General features: G+C 35.4%; 21 protein-coding genes and 1 tRNA gene. 2 read left to right on the forward strand and 20 right to left on the reverse strand.

What is annotated here, in order from left to right:
* The first annotated feature begins 515 nt into the window (after positions 1–515).
* The gene (locus OCV57_RS12445; RefSeq protein WP_267301822.1) at positions 516–1,610 is read left to right on the forward strand and encodes a site-specific integrase; all 1,095 of its coding nucleotides are present in this window, start codon (positions 516–518) and stop codon (positions 1,608–1,610) included.
* An 87-nt stretch (positions 1,611–1,697) separates the two neighbouring features.
* Here OCV57_RS12445 and OCV57_RS12450 read toward each other — a convergent pair whose 3' ends face one another.
* Both OCV57_RS12450 and OCV57_RS12455 read right to left on the reverse strand, forming a co-directional pair.
* Positions 1,698–2,774, reverse strand: a complete 1,077-nt coding sequence (locus OCV57_RS12450; protein ID WP_117958501.1) for a hypothetical protein — start codon at positions 2,772–2,774, stop codon at positions 1,698–1,700.
* A gap of 16 nt (positions 2,775–2,790) precedes the next feature.
* A complete protein-coding gene (locus tag OCV57_RS12455; RefSeq protein ID WP_117958500.1) occupies positions 2,791–4,401 on the reverse strand; it encodes a hypothetical protein in 1,611 nt (536 codons plus the stop codon).
* 313 nt (positions 4,402–4,714) lie between these two features.
* Between OCV57_RS12455 and OCV57_RS12460 the strand changes: the two genes are divergently transcribed.
* Positions 4,715–5,125, forward strand: a complete 411-nt coding sequence (locus OCV57_RS12460; protein WP_267301823.1) for a hypothetical protein — start codon at positions 4,715–4,717, stop codon at positions 5,123–5,125.
* 4 nt (positions 5,126–5,129) lie between these two features.
* Here the strand turns inward: OCV57_RS12460 and OCV57_RS12465 are convergent, their stop codons facing one another.
* The 18 genes from OCV57_RS12465 to OCV57_RS12550 form a co-directional block, all read right to left on the reverse strand.
* Positions 5,130–5,678 (reverse strand): HINT domain-containing protein, encoded by a 549-nt coding sequence (locus tag OCV57_RS12465; RefSeq protein ID WP_267301824.1) that lies wholly within the window; start codon positions 5,676–5,678, stop codon positions 5,130–5,132.
* Positions 5,679–5,780: 102 nt separating this feature from the next.
* Positions 5,781–6,383, reverse strand: a complete 603-nt coding sequence (locus tag OCV57_RS12470) for an Imm26 family immunity protein (protein WP_117928289.1) — start codon at positions 6,381–6,383, stop codon at positions 5,781–5,783.
* 2 nt (positions 6,384–6,385) lie between these two features.
* On the reverse strand, positions 6,386–7,513 hold the full coding sequence (locus OCV57_RS12475) for a polymorphic toxin-type HINT domain-containing protein (RefSeq protein ID WP_267301825.1): 1,128 nt from the start codon (positions 7,511–7,513) through the stop codon (positions 6,386–6,388).
* 168 nt (positions 7,514–7,681) lie between these two features.
* The gene (locus OCV57_RS12480) at positions 7,682–8,083 is read right to left on the reverse strand and encodes an Imm44 family immunity protein (protein ID WP_171028840.1); all 402 of its coding nucleotides are present in this window, start codon (positions 8,081–8,083) and stop codon (positions 7,682–7,684) included.
* Positions 8,084–8,096: 13 nt separating this feature from the next.
* Positions 8,097–8,576, reverse strand: coding sequence for a polymorphic toxin-type HINT domain-containing protein (locus OCV57_RS12485; RefSeq protein WP_117938533.1), 480 nt, complete (start codon positions 8,574–8,576; stop codon positions 8,097–8,099).
* A gap of 87 nt (positions 8,577–8,663) precedes the next feature.
* Entirely contained in the window at positions 8,664–9,008 is a 345-nt protein-coding gene (locus OCV57_RS12490; protein ID WP_038670967.1) for a DUF7668 domain-containing protein, read from the reverse strand.
* 5 nt (positions 9,009–9,013) lie between these two features.
* Entirely contained in the window at positions 9,014–9,550 is a 537-nt protein-coding gene (locus OCV57_RS12495; RefSeq protein WP_267301827.1) for a polymorphic toxin-type HINT domain-containing protein, read from the reverse strand.
* A gap of 120 nt (positions 9,551–9,670) precedes the next feature.
* Positions 9,671–9,745, reverse strand: a tRNA-Gly gene (locus OCV57_RS12500).
* An 89-nt stretch (positions 9,746–9,834) separates the two neighbouring features.
* Positions 9,835–10,275 carry a VanZ family protein gene (locus OCV57_RS12505; RefSeq protein ID WP_267301828.1) on the reverse strand — a complete coding sequence of 147 codons (441 nt, stop codon included), beginning with the start codon at positions 10,273–10,275 and terminating at the stop codon, positions 9,835–9,837.
* Positions 10,226–12,064, reverse strand: coding sequence for a glutamine--fructose-6-phosphate transaminase (isomerizing) (gene glmS / locus OCV57_RS12510; protein WP_267301829.1), 1,839 nt, complete (start codon positions 12,062–12,064; stop codon positions 10,226–10,228). Before glmS ends, OCV57_RS12505 begins: the two co-directional genes overlap by 50 nt.
* A gap of 14 nt (positions 12,065–12,078) precedes the next feature.
* Positions 12,079–13,311 carry a nucleotide sugar dehydrogenase gene (locus OCV57_RS12515; protein WP_267301830.1) on the reverse strand — a complete coding sequence of 411 codons (1,233 nt, stop codon included), beginning with the start codon at positions 13,309–13,311 and terminating at the stop codon, positions 12,079–12,081.
* Between the two features lie 42 nt (positions 13,312–13,353).
* Positions 13,354–14,496: a UDP-N-acetylglucosamine 2-epimerase gene (neuC, locus tag OCV57_RS12520; protein ID WP_117957588.1), complete on the reverse strand. Its 1,143-nt coding sequence runs from the start codon at positions 14,494–14,496 to the stop codon at positions 13,354–13,356.
* Positions 14,497–14,508: 12 nt separating this feature from the next.
* Positions 14,509–15,189: an acylneuraminate cytidylyltransferase family protein gene (locus OCV57_RS12525; RefSeq protein ID WP_117928081.1), complete on the reverse strand. Its 681-nt coding sequence runs from the start codon at positions 15,187–15,189 to the stop codon at positions 14,509–14,511.
* Positions 15,182–16,213, reverse strand: coding sequence for an N-acetylneuraminate synthase (gene neuB / locus OCV57_RS12530; RefSeq protein ID WP_117957590.1), 1,032 nt, complete (start codon positions 16,211–16,213; stop codon positions 15,182–15,184). The genes OCV57_RS12525 and neuB overlap by 8 nt, the downstream gene beginning before the upstream one ends.
* Before the next feature lie 2 nt (positions 16,214–16,215).
* Positions 16,216–16,836, reverse strand: coding sequence for an acetyltransferase (locus OCV57_RS12535; RefSeq protein WP_117957592.1), 621 nt, complete (start codon positions 16,834–16,836; stop codon positions 16,216–16,218).
* Between the two features lie 18 nt (positions 16,837–16,854).
* Positions 16,855–17,349 (reverse strand): hypothetical protein, encoded by a 495-nt coding sequence (locus OCV57_RS12540; protein WP_242989254.1) that lies wholly within the window; start codon positions 17,347–17,349, stop codon positions 16,855–16,857.
* Positions 17,346–17,501, reverse strand: coding sequence for a hypothetical protein (locus tag OCV57_RS12545; protein WP_242989253.1), 156 nt, complete (start codon positions 17,499–17,501; stop codon positions 17,346–17,348). The genes OCV57_RS12540 and OCV57_RS12545 overlap by 4 nt, the downstream gene beginning before the upstream one ends.
* A 154-nt stretch (positions 17,502–17,655) precedes the next feature.
* The gene (locus OCV57_RS12550) at positions 17,656–19,119 is read right to left on the reverse strand and encodes a lipopolysaccharide biosynthesis protein (protein WP_117957594.1); all 1,464 of its coding nucleotides are present in this window, start codon (positions 19,117–19,119) and stop codon (positions 17,656–17,658) included.
* Between the last annotated feature and the right edge of the window lie 94 nt (positions 19,120–19,213).

The raw sequence follows: 19,213 nt of genomic DNA on the forward strand, positions 1-19,213 counted from the left end.
AACAGTTTTGTAAAAAATATGTAGTTGAATAAACAGTTAAGACTAATAACGTCTTGTATAGCATATATGATCGTTTTTTAAAATATTGGCATATATGAAACCTATTCCATTCAAAATCTAATAAAGGTCTATTCCATAGATCTTTATTATAAATGCACTGACCCACTTTGTTATAGTTTGCATTATAAATCATACGGTTTGTAGAAGCTTTTGGCATTTTACAAATTTATTAATAAAAAAATATAATACTCCCAAAATGGTTCCACTAATTGTTTTTTAGATCAATTAGTCTACCTGACCAGTAGCGCGAGGTTCGGCGTAAGAGAGCCACTAACACTATAAAGGTGTCCACTGAGTATGTCTTTTTAAAGACATACGTCTTCATTTGGTGGTCGGACTATTATCCGATTCACTGGCCTAAGCGTGCTGCTAAATAACACCTTTATAACTGTTAGTATCACCTGCACTTGTCCCCACCCACACACAAAGCAAGAACCATAAAAAGGAGTATCACGATGAGCAAATTCAAAATAGTAAATAGAATTATTGACGGTAAAAATGTAGAAGTAGAAATTGGTAACAACACGTTGCAGTATGTCTTAACAAATAGGCTAACTGGAATGCGCTCATTCGGTCAAAAGAAACACCGATTCAAGGTTTTAAAAAAGAGAAAGAAAGCTAAGGCTGTTAAAAGTCTAAAAAACAAAGGCTTTAAAGATGAAGAAATCAAAGAAATCTTGAAAGGAATAAACACTTTTAAATGGAAGATATTCTCTGAAGGCACTTTCAATCGATATCTCGGTGTATTAAAACAATTTTGCAAATATCTTAAAGAAAAGTTTCAGACAAGTCACCTAACAATGTTCGAGGCTGAAAAATATATACAGGAGCACATTGATGTACGAGAAGCAAGGGGGTTATCAGCTAATACTCTCAACACTGATCTATCTGCGTTATGCAAGATTTTCGGTCAAAAAATAAGTGACTACAGACACCCTCCTCGCCATGGGGTTCATTTAAAGAATGATCCGACAAAATACAATACTGAAACGGGTGAAACAACTCGTGATGTTGCATTAACCACAGGTTTAAGACGCCGTGAGCTTGGGCACTTAAAAGTCGATGATATAAAATTCATTGACTTTGAAACTGTTCACATATTCAGTGTGGGCAAGGGCGGTAAGCATAATCGCACAGTGTTGAAAGGAATAGTCGCAGTGGCAAAGCTAAAAGAATATATTGGCCGTGCTGAAAAAACGGGCAATGATTTTTTGTTGACAAAGGCAGAAGCTCACGTTCCAGATGGGCTCCACTATTGCAGGGCAATGTGCGCTCAGAATACATACTATGCCGTTTTGCGGGAAATGGAAAATGATCCTGCAAAGCGTGCAGAATACATTCAGAAAATCAAGGATGAGTTTAAACGCTGCGGTAGAAAACTCAAAGAGAATCTCGACAAACCTTATCGACTTCGAGGATATAACAGAGAAGCAGCATTATCAATCGGCAAGCCAATTGTCTACGATCGTGTTGCGGCGATGTATGTGAGCTTGTTCATACTCCACCACTTCCGCACAGATACTACTATCTTGCATTATTTGGTGAAATAACATCTTATATATGCAAAAAGCAAAGCCTGTTCATTATGGGCTTTGCTTTTTTATTATAATATTTTCGAAATTATCTCTAGCCAAATGTCAATCCCACTCATCATTTTTTATCAATTTCCTTGCATTTATAACACTTTGATACGCATCATTAAAGTCACTCATATCCCCATTGTATTCTAAACCATTTTCCTGAAAAAGTGGCTGGTTAAGTATAACATTTACATTATGCACTATTGATATCGTAAAAGCGATCTCACCTATTTCATCATGTGTAAATTTATTTAAAGATATTCTTCTGAAATGTATCAAGCTGTCTTTTTCTTTTATTAGATCAATAGTTTGCTGAACATAATTTCGCATTACCTTATCACACTCATAAAGCGCTTTTATTTGCAGGCTGATCATCTTCAATGTATTGTCAAGCATAGTTTTAGCTAATTTCAGCTTTTCAATTTCTTCATCGCATTTTTGAGAGAAAAGCCGTGCATTATCTACAAAAGATTTTGATGAAAAAACATTTTTAATACTATTTAAAGAAGCTAAAACCGAACAAGTGCAGGCTTCTAACAGATTTTCTACGTTATTTAGTTTTATTTCATCAATTCTTTCTTTGTATTCGTCTTTTTCTTTATTTTTCATTATATTAAGTATTTCTTTTCCATCATCATAAAGCTGTGCTAACTTATGTTCTGAAAAAAGGTCCTGAAGTAAATAGTTAAGATCACTGTTATCTCTATTTTGCTCTATTATTGTATAATTATTGATATAGATGTCAATGTTTGATAAATTTACGTCGATATTATTCAAACAAGTTTCTATCTCAGTTATCCAATTTGTTTCGCCAGAAATTGTACACTCAAAATTAGGAGACAACCTTTTTAACGCTTTGAAAAATCGTTTTTCTTCTTTTTTATATATAGATTTTCTAAGCTCAACAATATGCAATGCTTTTTCTTTTATAGTATCTAACGCTAATTGATAATCACTTTGTATCAGATCATATCGTTTTTGAGCCTCATCTATGATAGCTTTTCCTTTTTTCTTGAATACTCCAGATACTATATTTCCAATACCACCTACCACTACATTAGCAGCCGTAAATATTAAACCACCTATCAGAAAAATATTACTTTTTTCGTCATATTTGTTTTTATTAGTATCCATATCTCACATCTCAACATTAAATTTTGATTTTTTCTTTTTTCGTGATTTTCTGTATAAGATCTTCTGTGCTTTCTATTGCTGGTTTTCCTCCAAATGCAATTGTCACGCTATTTGACGCAGCGATCGCATTATCATACTCCTTATTTTTCAAGAAAATATCCATTGCTTCAAACGATTCATCAAAAAACTCTCTAAGATCCTCACAATACCGACTTGCATACTCATCAAGTCTTTCTCTATAATATCTCAATCTCAGCATGACGTCGATGCTCATAGCAATTTCTAACTCAATTTCTGCATGATGTACAAAATAAGACTTGATCTCGATTATAAGTTCTTTGAATGTTTCACTTTTCAATATAAATATTAATGAATTTTCAATAGCATTAATAGATGTGCTTTTAAATATCTCCTGAAATTCCTTTTGTCGTTGCAATTCTAATGCAGCCTTAAGTTTTAATTCTTCAATGCGTTCCCTTTCTTCACGTTTTACTTCTGCATATTTGTCTGTCAGACTCGTTACCCAATTATACACATAATTGAATAATGTACCTCCTAACATACAGCCAACAATTTCGTCAAAAACAGGAATAGGGATCAGCCAGTTTCCAACCACTGAGCCGATTTTTGAGCCAACAAAGGTTGAACCGTTTTTCCCAACTTCCCTAATACACTCTTCGTCAGATATTGTTCCGTCTGCCCATTTACAAACTGTTTCTCCTGTAACTGACACTGCAGAAATAATTTTGCCAGGCACATTATTTTTACCCAAAAATGCAATAAATTTTGAGGTCGAACTTGACATGAAATGATTTAATGTAGTTGTGCCTGCGCCGTAAGCATACCCTTTTGTTGTCGCCTTTACTGTATCCTCAGTGATTTCAAGCAAAGCATCATCTAGATCTTTTTCACCACTTACAACAGCCGATATATTACTTATTGTTGATGTTGTACCGGTATATGCCGCAGAAAGTCCCGCCGCATATAAACCTGATGAATTTGCAGTTTTAATAACATTTTCTCTTACTCTGGCTTTTTTCCGCTTATCTATTATCTCCTTGGCTCTTTCGCCCTCTTCAACTATCTGTTCTGATACTTCCGAAGATGAACGTCCGCTATCTTTGCCAAGGCGCTCCATTTCCTCTTGATCCGTACTCCATTCTTTTTGAGTTTGACCGCCTTTACCGCCTGTCTGATTATTCTTCCTTGAAATAATCTGAATATTATCTTCACTATTCATGATCTCTTTTATGTCATCGGTCTTTAAGAATGCGTCATCTTGAAAATCTTTTACACCCTTATTTAGCGGATATATATGATCAGATTCAGCAACATGAGCTTGCCAATCATCACCATAGTTTGCAACAGCCTCTTTTTGTGTTTTCACCAAATTCTTACCCGAATAAGGATCAATTGCATTTTCACCATTTTTAAAAGCTTTGTCTTTTGCGTTATTTAACGCCGAATGATTATCATAAAACTTTTTCCTATTTTGAGATGAATATTTGGGTTTATGATACTCCACATTTGCTTTCTCTGTCATTTCCACAGCAGCATGATCAGCTACAACAGCAGAACCTATCAAATGTTTCTTATCTTTCTTTTTCTTTCGTGTTGATTCAAACATATTTATCACCTTTACTGTCTATTTCTCTTTACTCAGCCATAAAATAAATCCCACTGATCTTTCTGCACTTTGTAAAGTTTTCGGAAGAAGGACAATTGAATTTAGACACCCTCCTCGCCATGGGGTTCATTTAAAGAATGATCCGACAAAATACAATACTGAAACGGGTGAAACAACCCGTGATGTTGCATTAACCACAGGTTTAAGACGCCGCGAGCTCGGCCACTTAAAAGTCGATGATATAAAATTCATTGACTGCCAAACAGTTCACATTTATAGTATTGGAAAAGGCGGAAAACATAATCGTACTGTATTGAAAGGAATAGTTGAAGTTTCGAAGCTAAAAGAATATATTAGAGAAGCAGAAGAGAAAGGTAGTGATTCTTTGTTAACAAAGACAGAAGCACGCGTTCCAGATGCACTCCATTACTGTAGAGCAATATGTGCACAGAATACCTATTACACAGTTTTAAAAGAAATGGAAAATGATCCATCAAAACGTGCTGAGTATATTCAAGCAATCGAAGATGAGTTTAAACGCAATAAGAGGAAACTCAAAGAGGATCTTAACAAACCTTATCGATTAAGAGGATACAACAAAAAGGCAGCCGAATCTATCAACAAGCCAGTTGTCTACGATCGAGTAGCAGCAATGTATGTGAGCTTGTTCATACTCCACCACTTCCGCACAGATACTACTATCTTGCATTATTTGGTGAAATAACATCTTATATGTGCAAAAAGCAAAGCCTGTTCATTATGGGCTTTGCTTTTTTTGTATTTAAACGTGCTAAAGTCCAACCAAGTTTATCAACATAGAATGGGTGTGTCGGCGTAGCAGAAATAGTTTCGCCGTTTACACCAATATGGATAAGCTCGTCTGTTTCATTGATATAGGTTTCAGTAACCGTTTTAACTGCTACTTCACCAGTTGTTTCGTCCTCCGAAAGAACCTTATCGCCGACTTCGATTTCTTCAATCGGTTCTTGCCCGTCCTCAGTAGTCACAAGTGTACCGGCAACAAAGCAATACGAAGTGCCGAAGTCCTTTGCAGACCCCCACATTGACGTTCCTGTCATTGCAACTTTAAATAAGTCGCCCTTTATCTCTTCCCAGGTGAAACTTGCATCTCCACTTATGTATTTATCAGCCGTTTTTCCCAATTCATATGAGCCGATCATAAGATTTCCTGCTGATCCTGTTTTATGGAATGCAGTTAAAAGCCTGCATGATTTTCCGGCTTTTGAAAATGCTCCTGTGCCTACAATATACTGCATTCTTATCGTGATTTAGAGCAATAATTCACTAAATTACTGCCCTAAATTTTTAATAGATTGTATCAACAACCTTTATGTATATCAGAATACCATCCATTTTTTCTAATCGTCGAACTCCAATAATTTCTTGTTGATAATCAGTTCCTTATTAACTTTATATCCTACGCCTACAGAGGTTTGAGCACCAGATGACAAATATTCGGGACGTTGTTCAAGCGGTTCGTCAAATTCATTCCAAAATGGTTTTACGCGTGCTATTTTGAAAAAGCCATAACTTGGGGGCGTTCCTAAATTGTCAATATGACTAACATTGTAAAATAGTCCCTTTGTCCAATAAAACCTATCAACCATAAGCGGCGCAAGCAAAAGTTCAGAATAATCTAATTTAAACGAAAGCTCATCAACACTTTTTGATTTACTTCTGAACAATGCAACAACATACATATCTTCACCCTGCATATTATTTACATGGGCATTCAAAACCAATCCATAAAAAAATATATTTTGCCGTGGCTGGAAAACAAATATGTCACCTTTTTCGGGATATTTATATGACCTTTTTATTTTCAGCAACTGAAAATTATGATTTTTGCCTTGAACTAAATCGTCATGCAATCTGTCTAATTCTTTTTTTATAGGCTCATTTTGTTTGTTATATCTCTCATGCCATTCTTTTAGCAAAATATTATTATCATTATATTTCATAATTAAAACCTCGGCAAATTATAATCAGCAATATATTTCTCAGCCCATTCATTTGCTTTATCATAATACCTATGATTATTACTAATACTATTAATTTTATTTAATTCATTAGGTCCATTTTCTATGTAATATTGTTCAATTGCTCTCGCTTGATTTCGAGTTAATCCACTTGTTTGTATATCAAGATCATCAAAATTTTTAGACATATGCTTTGATTTACTTTTTGATGTGGGAGCGTAATTGTGCTGTTGAAGTCTTGCTTTCTTAGACTGCTTAGTTATTCCTGTGTATTTATAATCACCGTCGATCTTTCCAAAATATACACTATTATCGGAATCACCTTTACTTAGCCATGTATCAAAATCATCACAATCATTATGTACCAGCACTCCACACTCACCAACAAAGTAAGTATGGAAATCCTCAACCTCAAAGTTATAAACCTTGATAGGTGATTCAAGTATTTCGTGCTGAACCCATTCAACTGTAACAAGTTCGCCATTTGAAAGAACAAGTATATCTCCTGCTCTCAGGCTTCTTGCAAGTGTCCAACCAAGTTTATCAACATAGAATGGGTGTGTCGGCGTAGCAGAAATTGTTTCGCCATTTACACCAATATGAATAAGCTCGTCTGTTTCATTGATATAAGTTTCAGTAACCGTTTTAACAGCTACTTCACCAGTTGTTTCGTCCTCCGAAAGAACCTTATCGCCGACTTCGATTTCTTCAATCGGTTCTTGTCCGTCCTCAGTAGTTACAAGCGTACCCGCAACAAAGCAATACGAAGTGCCAAAGTCCTTTGCAGAACCCCACATTGACGTTCCTGTCATTGCAACTTTAAATAAGTCGCCCTTTATCTCTTCCCAGGTGAAACTTGCATCTCCACTTATGTATTTATCAGCCGTTTTTCCCAATTCATATGAGCCGATCATAAGATTTCCTGCTGATCCTGTTTTATGGAATGCAGTTACAAGTTTACATGACTTTCCTGTTTTCGCAAACACGCCTAATGCGTCGCCCGCTCCTGGCAATGCTGACACAAGGCTGCAAGCTGCGTTGTAATAATCTCCCTCTTGGGCATACCAAGCAGCGTTGATTCCATCAAATACAAATCCAATACCCGGAAGCATTCCAAGCAGATCAAGAATATCATGTCCCGTAATTCCGTCAAGCCAGTTAAGAAACGGACTTAGTCCGGACGGGTCGTTCAGGCTTATCGGATTGCCGTTGACATATGCGTATCTGTTGAAAAGTAACAGATACTAGCTAACTTATACCTTTGTAAACAGTGTTTCTTTTTATTTCAATTTTTCTTCTATATCTGATATCATTCGTTCCCCATCAAATTTACATCCATTTTTCTTATTTAGCTTACTATCAATAATTCGAATAGATTCATATATGTTATTTTTGACCATATCAATTCTTTTATCTTTATCAGCTTCCATAAACTCTTCGAACGGGATATTTAATCTAATATCAGCATAACGATTTTTATAACTAATGTACTTTCTAGTCTTCCCAAAACCAACTGACAAAAAGTTTTTATCAAAACAGTTGATTATTATACCAATACTATCTAAATCATTTGTGTAATTTGTAACTTCTATATTTCCAATTCTACTTTCAATCTGATTGCGTATATTTGAAATAATATGTCCTGATGATGATTGAGCTTCAGTAGATATAAATAATCTCAAGTTATTCACCACCTTACCATAAAGATTTATTTAATAGAGGGTGTTGATCTGTCACATACATGTAATCTAATATTTTTTCATGTTGCCAGTTATGAATTTCTCTTTTACTTCCTTGAACTTGTATATACATATCTGCGTTGTAACGATCCAATTCAGCTTGAGAATATCTTTTTTGCGGATCAATGGATTCTCCATATTTCAAAGTTTCACCAGTAGTCCTATCCTTTAATTCATATCCATAATTAGTACCCTCATAATCAAGAGAGTTCCCATGAACTTTACCTTTACTATTAGTAGATTTAACAGGTTTAGTAGCATTATATTCAGCTGCGAGTTCTGACCTGTTCTTACCTTCACCAGCATGTTCTTTCTGATAATCATTCCAAGAATTATCCCCACACCCATTATGAACAAAAATCCCATTTTCGCCCACAAAGTAAGTATGGAAATCCTCAACCTCAAAGTTATAAACTTTGATAGGTGATTCAAGAATTTCGTGCTAATTATGGCATTTCTCACTAAAGCCCCAATTTCTCAAAAGTTTAACCCCACCTAGCCATTAATCACAACTAGCATTCATTCAAAAAACATGAACTTTATTAAGCGTGATGCTTTTTAATAATCTACCATAAAACTCTGCATAACATTCCATAGATAAATCACTTTGCTCATTATCATACCAAAAATCGATTGTAGCGTAAATGTTAAATCCATCGAAATCTCCCAAAACTAATGTATCAAAAAAATCATTAATGTTTTCACAGCATGTGATTTTTCCTGGATATTGATTTATTTCATAAAGAATCTCCTCAACTTCACACGCTATTTTACATGTTTTTTTCAGTTCGTCCCAATTCTGTTCCACTATTAGTCTTTGAATTAGATACATTTTTTCAATAAGTGTTCGTATTTGATATCCATGCATATTTTTCATCTCCTATTTTTCGGAATACTTGTAATAGTAGTGAAATCCCAACCCAACTCACCAACAAAATATTTATCAGCGTAATTAATTGCTTGAAAAGCTTCTTCTTTAGTTTTTCCTGCTTTTCTTAGTGAAATATATGCAACTTTTCTCTCATCACCATAAGTACCTCCATAATTATTATGACTTTGGAATTGGGTTGCTTTGTAGTGCTCTGTTCCCATCCTCGTCGAAGGTCCCTCTAAAGAAATAGCTGGAGCGTTACTACTGCTATATCCAGGCATATCTTTTACAGAAGCATTTTGAATAATATGGTGGGATTCTTTTCCTTCCTCGCCCCGTAATTCTTTATATTTTCCTGTATTACAATCATTATGTACCAGCACCCCACACTCGCCCACAAAGTAAGTATGGAAATCCTCAACCTCAAAGTTATAAACCTTGATAGGTGATTCAAGAATCTCGTGCTGAACCCATTCAACAGTTACAAGTTCACCATTTGAAAGTACAAGAACATCGCCTGCACGAAGTGAACGTGCCAAAGTCCAACCAAGTTATTGATAGCAATTATTTTTACAATCCTAATTATACTATAAAATCTGTAAAAAATCAATAACCGAATACAGAAAAAGCAGACGTGGCAAAACGTCTGCTCAGCTATTTGGAGCAAGCAACGGGAATCGAACCCGCATCCCAAGCTTGGGAAGCTTGTATACTGACCATTGTACTATGCTTGCAAAAAGGCAATACTAAAATATATTGCCTTAGAGCAAAGCCTGTTACCACGGACTTTGCTCATTCTTGTATTTTTTATTGTATCTCATCTTTAAACGCCAAGATGTGAACCCCACGCATGCCCCAAGAGTGTTGTTGAAAACATCATCAAATTCTCACAAAGTCCTCTGCCTGTGATATACTGAGTTATCTCAATACCTGCTGAAAAGGCAAGGGACATAAGGAAAACTTTTTTGAACTTCGTGATACCGCAAAGATACGGAAGCAAAACTCCCAAGGGTATAAACATTGCAATGTTTCCGAATATCTGTAATAGCCAAAAATCCCGCAGATACTTGATGCTTATGTTCTCCAAAAGGTTTCGCACCTCCCAGAAGGGCACAAGCTCCGCCCGACGTTCTCCCCACTGTCGGTCTAAAAGTGTGAGCCAGAGGACGGCAAAGATGTACACTGCAAACAGCGATGTAAGTATTTTTCTCTTTTTACTCCACCGTAACGCTCTTTGCAAGATTTCTCGGCTTATCAACGTCATAGCCCTTTCCTACTGATACATAATATGACAAAAGCTGAAGCGGTACTACTGAAAGGCTTGCCGCAAAAAGGTTATCTATCCTTGGAGTGTAAACTGTGAAGTCAGCAACGTCCTCCATAGCATAGTTCCCATAGGTAGTAAGTCCGAAAAGCTTTGCTCCACGGCTCTTTACCTCGACCATATTGCTTATGGTCTTTTCATAAAGTGCAGACTGAGTTACCACGCTGAACACGACAGTTCCGTCCTCGATAAGGCTGATAGGGCCATGCTTAAGCTCACCTGCCGCATAGGCTTCGGAATGGATATAGCTTATTTCTTTGAGTTTAAGGCTTCCCTCCATACCTACTGCATAGTCGATACCTCTGCCAATAAAGAATGCGTCCTTTATATTCACTACCTTTGAAGCGAACCACTGCAAGCGTTCCTTATCCTCGAGAATTTTCTCTATCTTTTCAGGGATAGTATTGATCTCCTCAACGAGCTGAGCAAATCTTTCGTCGGATATCTCCCCTCTTGCCTTTGCAAACTGCATTGCAAGGAGATATGCGGCAACGAGCTGACAGCTATAGGCTTTAGTGGTTGCGACAGATATTTCAGGGCCTGCGAGGGTATAGAAGACATTATCGGCTTCTCTTGCGATCGATGAGCCAACCACATTTACGATACCGAGAGTTCTTACTCCTTTATCCTTACAAAGTCTTAATGCTGCAAGGCTGTCGGCAGTTTCGCCTGACTGGCTTATGATGATAGCGAGGCTATTTTTTGCAAGCTTCATTTGTCTGTATCTGAACTCAGAAGCAAGCTCCACACGGACAGATAGTGAAGTCAGCTCTTCGATAACATACTGAGCCACCATACCCACATGGTAGGCAGAACCGCAAGCAACTATATACACCTGCTGGATATTTTTCATATCCTCGTCAGAGAGTCCGACGCTTTCAAAGCTAATATTTTCATCTGTAAGTACAGAATTGATAGTATCCTTTATCACCTTTGGCTGTTCGTGTATTTCTTTGAGCATAAAATGCTCATAGCCGCTTTTTTCTGCAGCTTCTGCGTCCCACTCGATAGTTTTCATTTCTTTCTGTATTTCTTCGCCATCGAGGTTGTAGAAAGCAACTGCGCCCTTTGTAAGTTTTGCAAGCTCCATATTGCCTATATAGTAGACATTTCTTGTATACTTAAGAATTGCAGGGACGTCAGAGGCGAGGTAGCTTTCGCCGCCTGTAACGCCTATTATCATAGGGCTGTCTTTTCTTGCGGCATATATTTCCCCGGGATAGTCCTTGAACATAACAGCGAGGGCATAAGAGCCACGGATACGGACAAGAGCATGATTAAGGGCGTCAACAGGAGTACCCAGGTACTTTTTGTAATAATAGTCAATAAGCTTTACGGCAACTTCTGTATCAGTTTCAGACTTAAAGGTATATCCTTTTTTGATAAGCTTTTCACGAAGCTCCTGATAGTTTTCGATAATACCATTATGTACGGCGATAACATTTTCATCGTCGCTGCAATGAGGGTGGGCGTTTACAGTTGACGGCTCGCCATGGGTAGCCCAACGGGTATGGCCTATACCGCAGGCGCCTTTTACAGCTTTTCCGTCGTTAGTCATTTCCTTTAGGACTTTCAGCTTACCTTTGGCCTTTACGATCTCAGGCTCTGCGTCACCGTTTCTTACAGCGATACCGGCAGAGTCATAGCCTCTATACTCAAGCTTTGACAGGCCGTCCAAGAGTATTGGGGCTGCCTCGTTATTTCCAGTAAATCCAACAATTCCGCACATAAAAGTGTCTCCTTTTAATCTCTTCTAAATATATCTCTTGTATACACCTTGTCCTCAACATCATCAAGGCAAGAATCATATCTGTTTGCAATGATTGCGTCAGACATTTCCTTGAATTTTGCAAGATCATTCACCACAACGCTTCCGAAGAAAGTTTCTCCGTCTTTTAGCGTAGGCTCATATATGATGACTTCCGCACCTTTAGCCTTAACACGCTTCATAACACCCTGTATTGAAGACTGACGGAAGTTATCACTATTGGATTTCATTGTTAAGCGGAATACTCCAATAACGATCTTCTTCTCAAAATCTGCATTCCATTCGCTATTTGAACTATAATAGCCAGCCTTATCAAGAACTCTGTCAGCAATAAAGTCTTTTCTTGTTTTATTAGATTCAACTATAGCAGACATCATATTCTGCGGTACATCTTCATAGTTTGCAAGCAACTGTTTTGTATCCTTTGGCAGACAATATCCACCATATCCAAAGCTTGGATTGTTATAGTGTGTACCGATTCTTGGGTCAAGGCACACACCGTCAATGATCTGCTGAGTATTAAGTCCCTTCATTTCAGCATAAGTATCAAGTTCATTGAAATATGAAACTCTGAGTGCGAGATATGTATTTGCAAAAAGCTTAACGGCCTCGGCTTCCGTAAAGCCCATAAACAGCGTATCAATATTTTCCTTTATCGCACCCTGCTGGAGAAGCTCTGCAAATGTATGAGCAGCTTTCACAAGTCTTTCGTCATTCATATCGGTGCCAACGATAATTCTTGACGGATAAAGATTATCATAAAGAGCCTTTGATTCTCTCAGAAATTCAGGGCTGAATATGATATTCTCACTGCCCGTCTTTTCACGAATACTCTTTGTATATCCTACAGGGATCGTTGATTTGATGACCATAATTGCATTTGGGTTATATTTCATTACGAGGTCGATAACAGCCTCAACTGCACTTGTATCGAAGAAATTCTTCTTACTATCGTAATTAGTTGGCGCTGCAATAACTACAAAATCGGCGTCTTTATATGCTGATTCTGAATCAAGAGTTGCTGTCAGGTCAAGTTCCTTTTCTGCAAGGTATTTCTCGATATAGTCATCTTGGATCGGTGACTTTCTGTTGTTGATAAGTTCTACCTTTTCGGGAATAATGTCAACTGCTGTTACTGTATTATGCTGTGCAAGCAATGTTGCAATTGACAGTCCTACGTATCCTGTTCCTGCTACTGCAATTTTCATGTCCGTATACCTCCTGCTTTACACTTCTATTTCTACTGAAATTTAGAATATATCATAAAATTCCTTTAAAATCGATGTTCCGTTTTCTAATATTTCTTTTGTCTTTTTATAATAATTTTCTGCAGTATTTTCTACATAATACGGATTAATTATTTCTTCATTTTTTCCAATAATCTCTTTCATTGCCTGACCAATCATACCACTGTCGCAAGTGACATCAATAACACTGTTACCGTGCACTCGTCCTCTTTGTCTATCGCCGATATTAATTGTATACCTTCCTAATGATGGTGTTTCAATAATTCCAGATGACGAATTTCCAATTAACGCCATAGAATTTTTCACCAAATATAAAAAAGAATCCACATTCAAATTTTCATAGTAATACGCATTTTCATGTTCATTCACATAACTAAGCCATGAAGAACGTATGATATCAGAATTTGTGTCTGCATTTGTCCCCATAAAAACAACGCTCATTCCATCCATATTTTTCTGCAATGCAGTCAAGATTTCTCTTACTTGTTCTTCCATTTTCACAGCAGTTAGTGTTTCTGGATGAAAAGCTACAACCCAATATTTTTGTGCGGTAAGTTCTTTTACCTTTTCAATTACTTTTTCTTCATCTATCTTGCAACAATTTTCTGCACCCAATGCCCCAAGATAAAATACTCTTTTAGGATCTTCTCCTAACTGTATTACACGTTTTCTATACACTTCTGTACTGGTGAAATGATACTGACTCATTTTAGTAATAGAATGACGTATAAATTCATCATAATTGCCATATGTAACTTCTCCGCCATGCAAATGCAAAATTGGGATTCTTTGCATAGCTGCTGCAATTGCAACCGCCATCATTTCATATCTATCTCCAAGTATAATTAATAAATCAAATTTATTATTTTCAAAATAATTTCCAAAACAATCTAAAGCTGATGCCATGCAATGCATCACATTCGCATTACTGTCATTCTCTATGTTTAGTGGAATCTCCAAATCGATTTTAAATCCATCCTGCCGTATTATGTCTACAGAGTGACCAAACTTATCTTCCAAATGTGAACCTGTAACCAATACTGAAAACTCAATATCTTTGTCTTTATCTAATAATCCTAGAAATTTTTTTACTATTCCATAATCTGCTCTTGAACCAGTCGCATACGCAACTCTATACTTTCCCATACTAACCTTCTTTTACTGATTTATAATAGTTTCGGCAATTTTAAAATCAAGTTCTGTATCTATATCTATACTGCGCTCTGTAGGCATTTTATATGCATAACAATCTTCTCTATACAGATTTGTATTTTTCAAAAAAGCCTTTACAGCCGCCATATAAATTGCCCCATTTATCCTATAATATGTTTCCAGCTTCTGTCTTTGCTTATTACTGTCTGCCCGCAAAAAACCGGATAACGAATTATTTTCTGGTAAAGTATTGCTCCACAATGGCGAATGCTCCATTTCGCAAACTGATACAACCGCTATTGCCTCTTTCTCTTTAAATAACTCATAAGCTTTTTTTATATCTTCGTACTTTCGCAATGGAGATGTTGGCTGTAAAAGTGTAAATGTATCAAATTCTATTCCCATCTCCTGATATTTTTTCAATACTTCTTTTACAACATCCCATGATGATGCTACATCTGACGCATTTTCTTCTGAACGATAAAAAGGTACTTCTGCTCCATATTTTATTGCAATCTTGCCATATCTTTCAGAATTCGTAGAAACCAATATATGTGAATAAATTCCTGATTTCTTCGCTGCTTCTATGCTATATGCAATTAGCGGTTTTCCATTTAATAATTTGATATTTTTATCTTTCAAACCTTTTGAACCACTTCTCGCAGGTATTATTGCTAAATTATTCATTTTCTCTATTCACTCCTTTACAAGAAATCAACTCATCTAATTCAAAATCTTTTTCAGCTTCTTCCCCCAACACCTCATACCAATGAATTGGAGAAATTCCATTTCCCGGCCTTTTGCAAGTGATATTCTCTTCTGAAAACATTTCACCTCTCATGATTTTTCTTTTTGCTACAATAGATTTTCTTGCAACGAAAATATTGCTTCGTTCAGATTCAGTCACTTCTTTCGTTTCATTTCCAAGCATAATTTCAGCTTTATGCACACCTATACACAATTGTTTTAGTTCTTCCGGTGTAATTGACGCTTTATGATCAGGCCCTGGCATAGTTTTATCTAAAGTAAAGTGTTTTTCAATAAATTTAGCCCCCAATCCAATAGCCACAAGAGAAGCAACAATTCCTTCTGAATGATCTGAAAGTCCAATTTTCCAATCTGGTGCTAATTCTTGAAGCTTATTCATAGCACGTAAATTCATATCTTCCGGTTTTGTTGGATATTGTGTGTTACAATGCAATATCGTAAAACTTGTATCTTTACTTTGTCGCAAAACATTTATTGCATATTTAACTTCATCAATCGTAGACATTCCTGTTGATAAAATAATTTGTTTATTTTGACATTCAATTGCTGCTACCCTCTGTAAATAAGGAAGATTTGTAATCTCTCCTGATGGTACTTTCCATATATTCTGACCGATTTTTTGCAAAAATGAAAAAGATTCAAAATCAAATGGCGTAGAAAAAATCTGAATATCTAAAGTAGAAGCATACTGTACCAATTCCAAATATTCAGTTTCCGTTAATGTCAATTTTTTTAACATATCTAGCTGCGAACCATTTCCATCATTTTTTTTCTGATATTCGGCTTTAGGGGCATATCTTGAAACAAGATTTTCTGGCACAAAACTTTGGAATTTAACTGCATCTGCTCCAGCTTCTTTCGCTTTTTTCATCATTTTTTTTGCCAATTCAACACTTCCATTATGATTGCAGCCAATCTCTGCAACAATTTGAATATCACTCATTTCTAATCTCTCCTCTTTATAACTCTAGCAGGTACACCTACTACAGTTACTTTCTCCGGTATATCTTTAATAATCACACTACCTGAACCAATAATTGCATTGGAACCGATTTTCAATTGACCGTTACACACAGATGAACTGCCCAAAAAAACACTATTTCCTACAATTACATTTCCATTTATGACAGAATTTGTTGATAAATGATTGTGATCACCCACTTTACATTCGTGTTCAATCAAAGCCTTTGTATTTATAACATTATTATTTCCTATCTCTGCATCAGCATTTATTACTGCCATTTTACCTACAAAATTCCCTATTCCCATTTTTGCACTGGCCGATATAATTGCTGAAGAATCAATAATATTGATTATGTTCAATCTTCGTTCTCTAACTCTGTCAAACCATAACTTACGGTATCCAACATCTCCAATAGAAACAAAATAACTATATTTTTCACAATTTGGAATATCTTTAAGTCCCGTACCCAAGATTGGTAATCCCATATGCATACCTTTTTTGTTGCTATCTATGAATCCACATAATTCATATTCTGATTTATTAATTGAATCTGCAACTGACTTTGCATGTCCACCAGCTCCTATTAAAATCAGTTTTTTCATCTAAAATCACCTCAAATACTATTTTAAACACTCACTTAAAGGAACTATCTCCGCACCATCTTTGATTACATAATTATATATTTGTTCAATTAGTATTTTTGCCCTCTCATCCGTATTTAATTGCCAATAATGAGTATATATAACAAATGGCACATTTTTCTCTTTGCAAATATGATATTCATATATCAAACGTTCGTAATTATCTACTGTATATGCATTTAGCTCCTTATGTTTTCCATAATTCATCACACCTGGATATTGCGCTTTCTTTATTGCTCGAAATCCCCATCGTCTAATAAAATTATGTATATATTTCAAATTTATTTTTCTATCCATCACTCCAATAATGCCTGAGTAATCCATTTGAAGATCCTCTATCACTGAAATAGCCCTTTTATCAATACTATTATTCGGCGCAACAAACACCGTTATATTCATATCCAGTAAACTTTCTAAATGTTTTTTTCCTTTTGGTATTTCATTTTTCAGTTGTTTACTGCTTTTCCATTTCATTTCAGCACCCACTTTTTTTGATTTAACTGATATTCATGGGAGTATCCATGTAATAAAATATCAATTTTTCCCTGCTTATACTTTTCCTTTAAATATTCTAATAGCTCTGTATTTTCAGCTATATCATAATAACCCATTTCTATTTTTTTCATATGGAAACACATCATCTCTATGAATAGGAAATGTATATGGCACCACTGAAAATGATACACAATCATCCTCGTTTAAAAAATCATACGCCTTCTGTAAATCTTTCGGTTTTGTAAAATATGATGTATCATCATCTCTAATAGCAACTTTCATCTTTTATCCTTTTCTAATAATTAATATCTTCTTACAATATTTAATAACTTTTTTCCTAAACAATAATCCTATAGCGACAAATCCAACAAGGACAGAATATCTAAGCCATCTATTATAATATGTAAATAATAAAGCAAAACCACATACTATAAAAATGCTACTTATACCCAAAATAATTTTTATGTTATATGGATGAATACCATCACAGCATTTATCACAAACAATATTCATAAAAATATAATGTCCAATTGAAAATATAATATAACAAACTAATGTTGTATATCCTGCTGCCCTATATCCAAACATACCAATAAAAATATAATTCAAAACAATATTTAATATTGCACCAATAACACTTCCTATCATTACGAATACTGTTTTATCATAATAAAATGCAAACTTTGCAAACAAATCATAGCAATACATAAAAAACACACTCATGGCTACTGGTGGAATAACCCAAATTGCATCATAATATTCTTCTGGGGCAAAAAACGCAACTGCTTCTGGGGCAAGTGCAATTAACAATAAATTAGCACCTGCAATAACAATTAATGTTATATATGCTATAGAAGAAATATCATTTACACGTTTTTCTTTTATCTTCTGAAACATCCATGGACTTATTGTTTGCATTAAAGATGTATTAAAAAGTGTCATTATAAGTGCCAGCGAATATGCCAAACTATATATTCCGGCTGCATTATCTGAAATCATATTGCTTATCATTATTCGATCCGCACTATTCAACACAGTTTGAGATAAATAATGTGGCACTAGTGGAATATTAAATAATAATGCATATTTCCAATAAGCTTTATTAAAAAAAGTATGCCCTCTTCGCATTTGACTGATAAAAAGTCCCAAAAAGCAAACTACTTCAACAAGCATTAAACTAATAATTCTTGCTGTCACTTTATCCGTTGCCACCTCAATAAAAAGAATCCCTAACACCGGCTTAGCAATTGATACAATTAACGTCAAAATAACCAATTTTTTGTATTTATAAAGAACCCTTTGTTCTGCCGCCCAAAAATTAAATATTTGAGTAGTCCAAATTAATATCAGCATTGACAGCATTTGAAGAGTATTTAATCCAAATAATTCATTCCACTGGTTATGAAATAATATATAAATAATAGTCCAAAAGACACTCAATATAGATGATAAACCTTGCATAGAAGATGAGAAAACATATCTATCTTCCGAAAATTTCACAAGTCCTTGCGCATACACACCAAAAGACAAATTTAAAGAAATAAAAATCTGTAAAATGCTAAGCCATGAATTAAATACATTAAACTGTCCATATTCCGCTGCTGTTAAAAGTCTTGTAAAAATCGGCGTCGTTAATACTGATATTCCCTTTTGCAAAAAGGCACATATTAAAAACCAAATTGATGCTTTTGCTTGTACAGGTAATGATCTATATTTTTTCAATAGGCTCATTTTTAAATGTATATACATATAATAATCTCCTCTTCTTGCCTATTTTATTATTTAATATTATGACTATAACCTTACCTCAGCAACCCCTCAAGTCTGCACTCAGGGCAGTTAA

The organism is Hominimerdicola aceti, from assembly GCF_025567495.1.
Taxonomy (GTDB): domain Bacteria; phylum Bacillota; class Clostridia; order Oscillospirales; family Ruminococcaceae; genus Hominimerdicola; species Hominimerdicola aceti.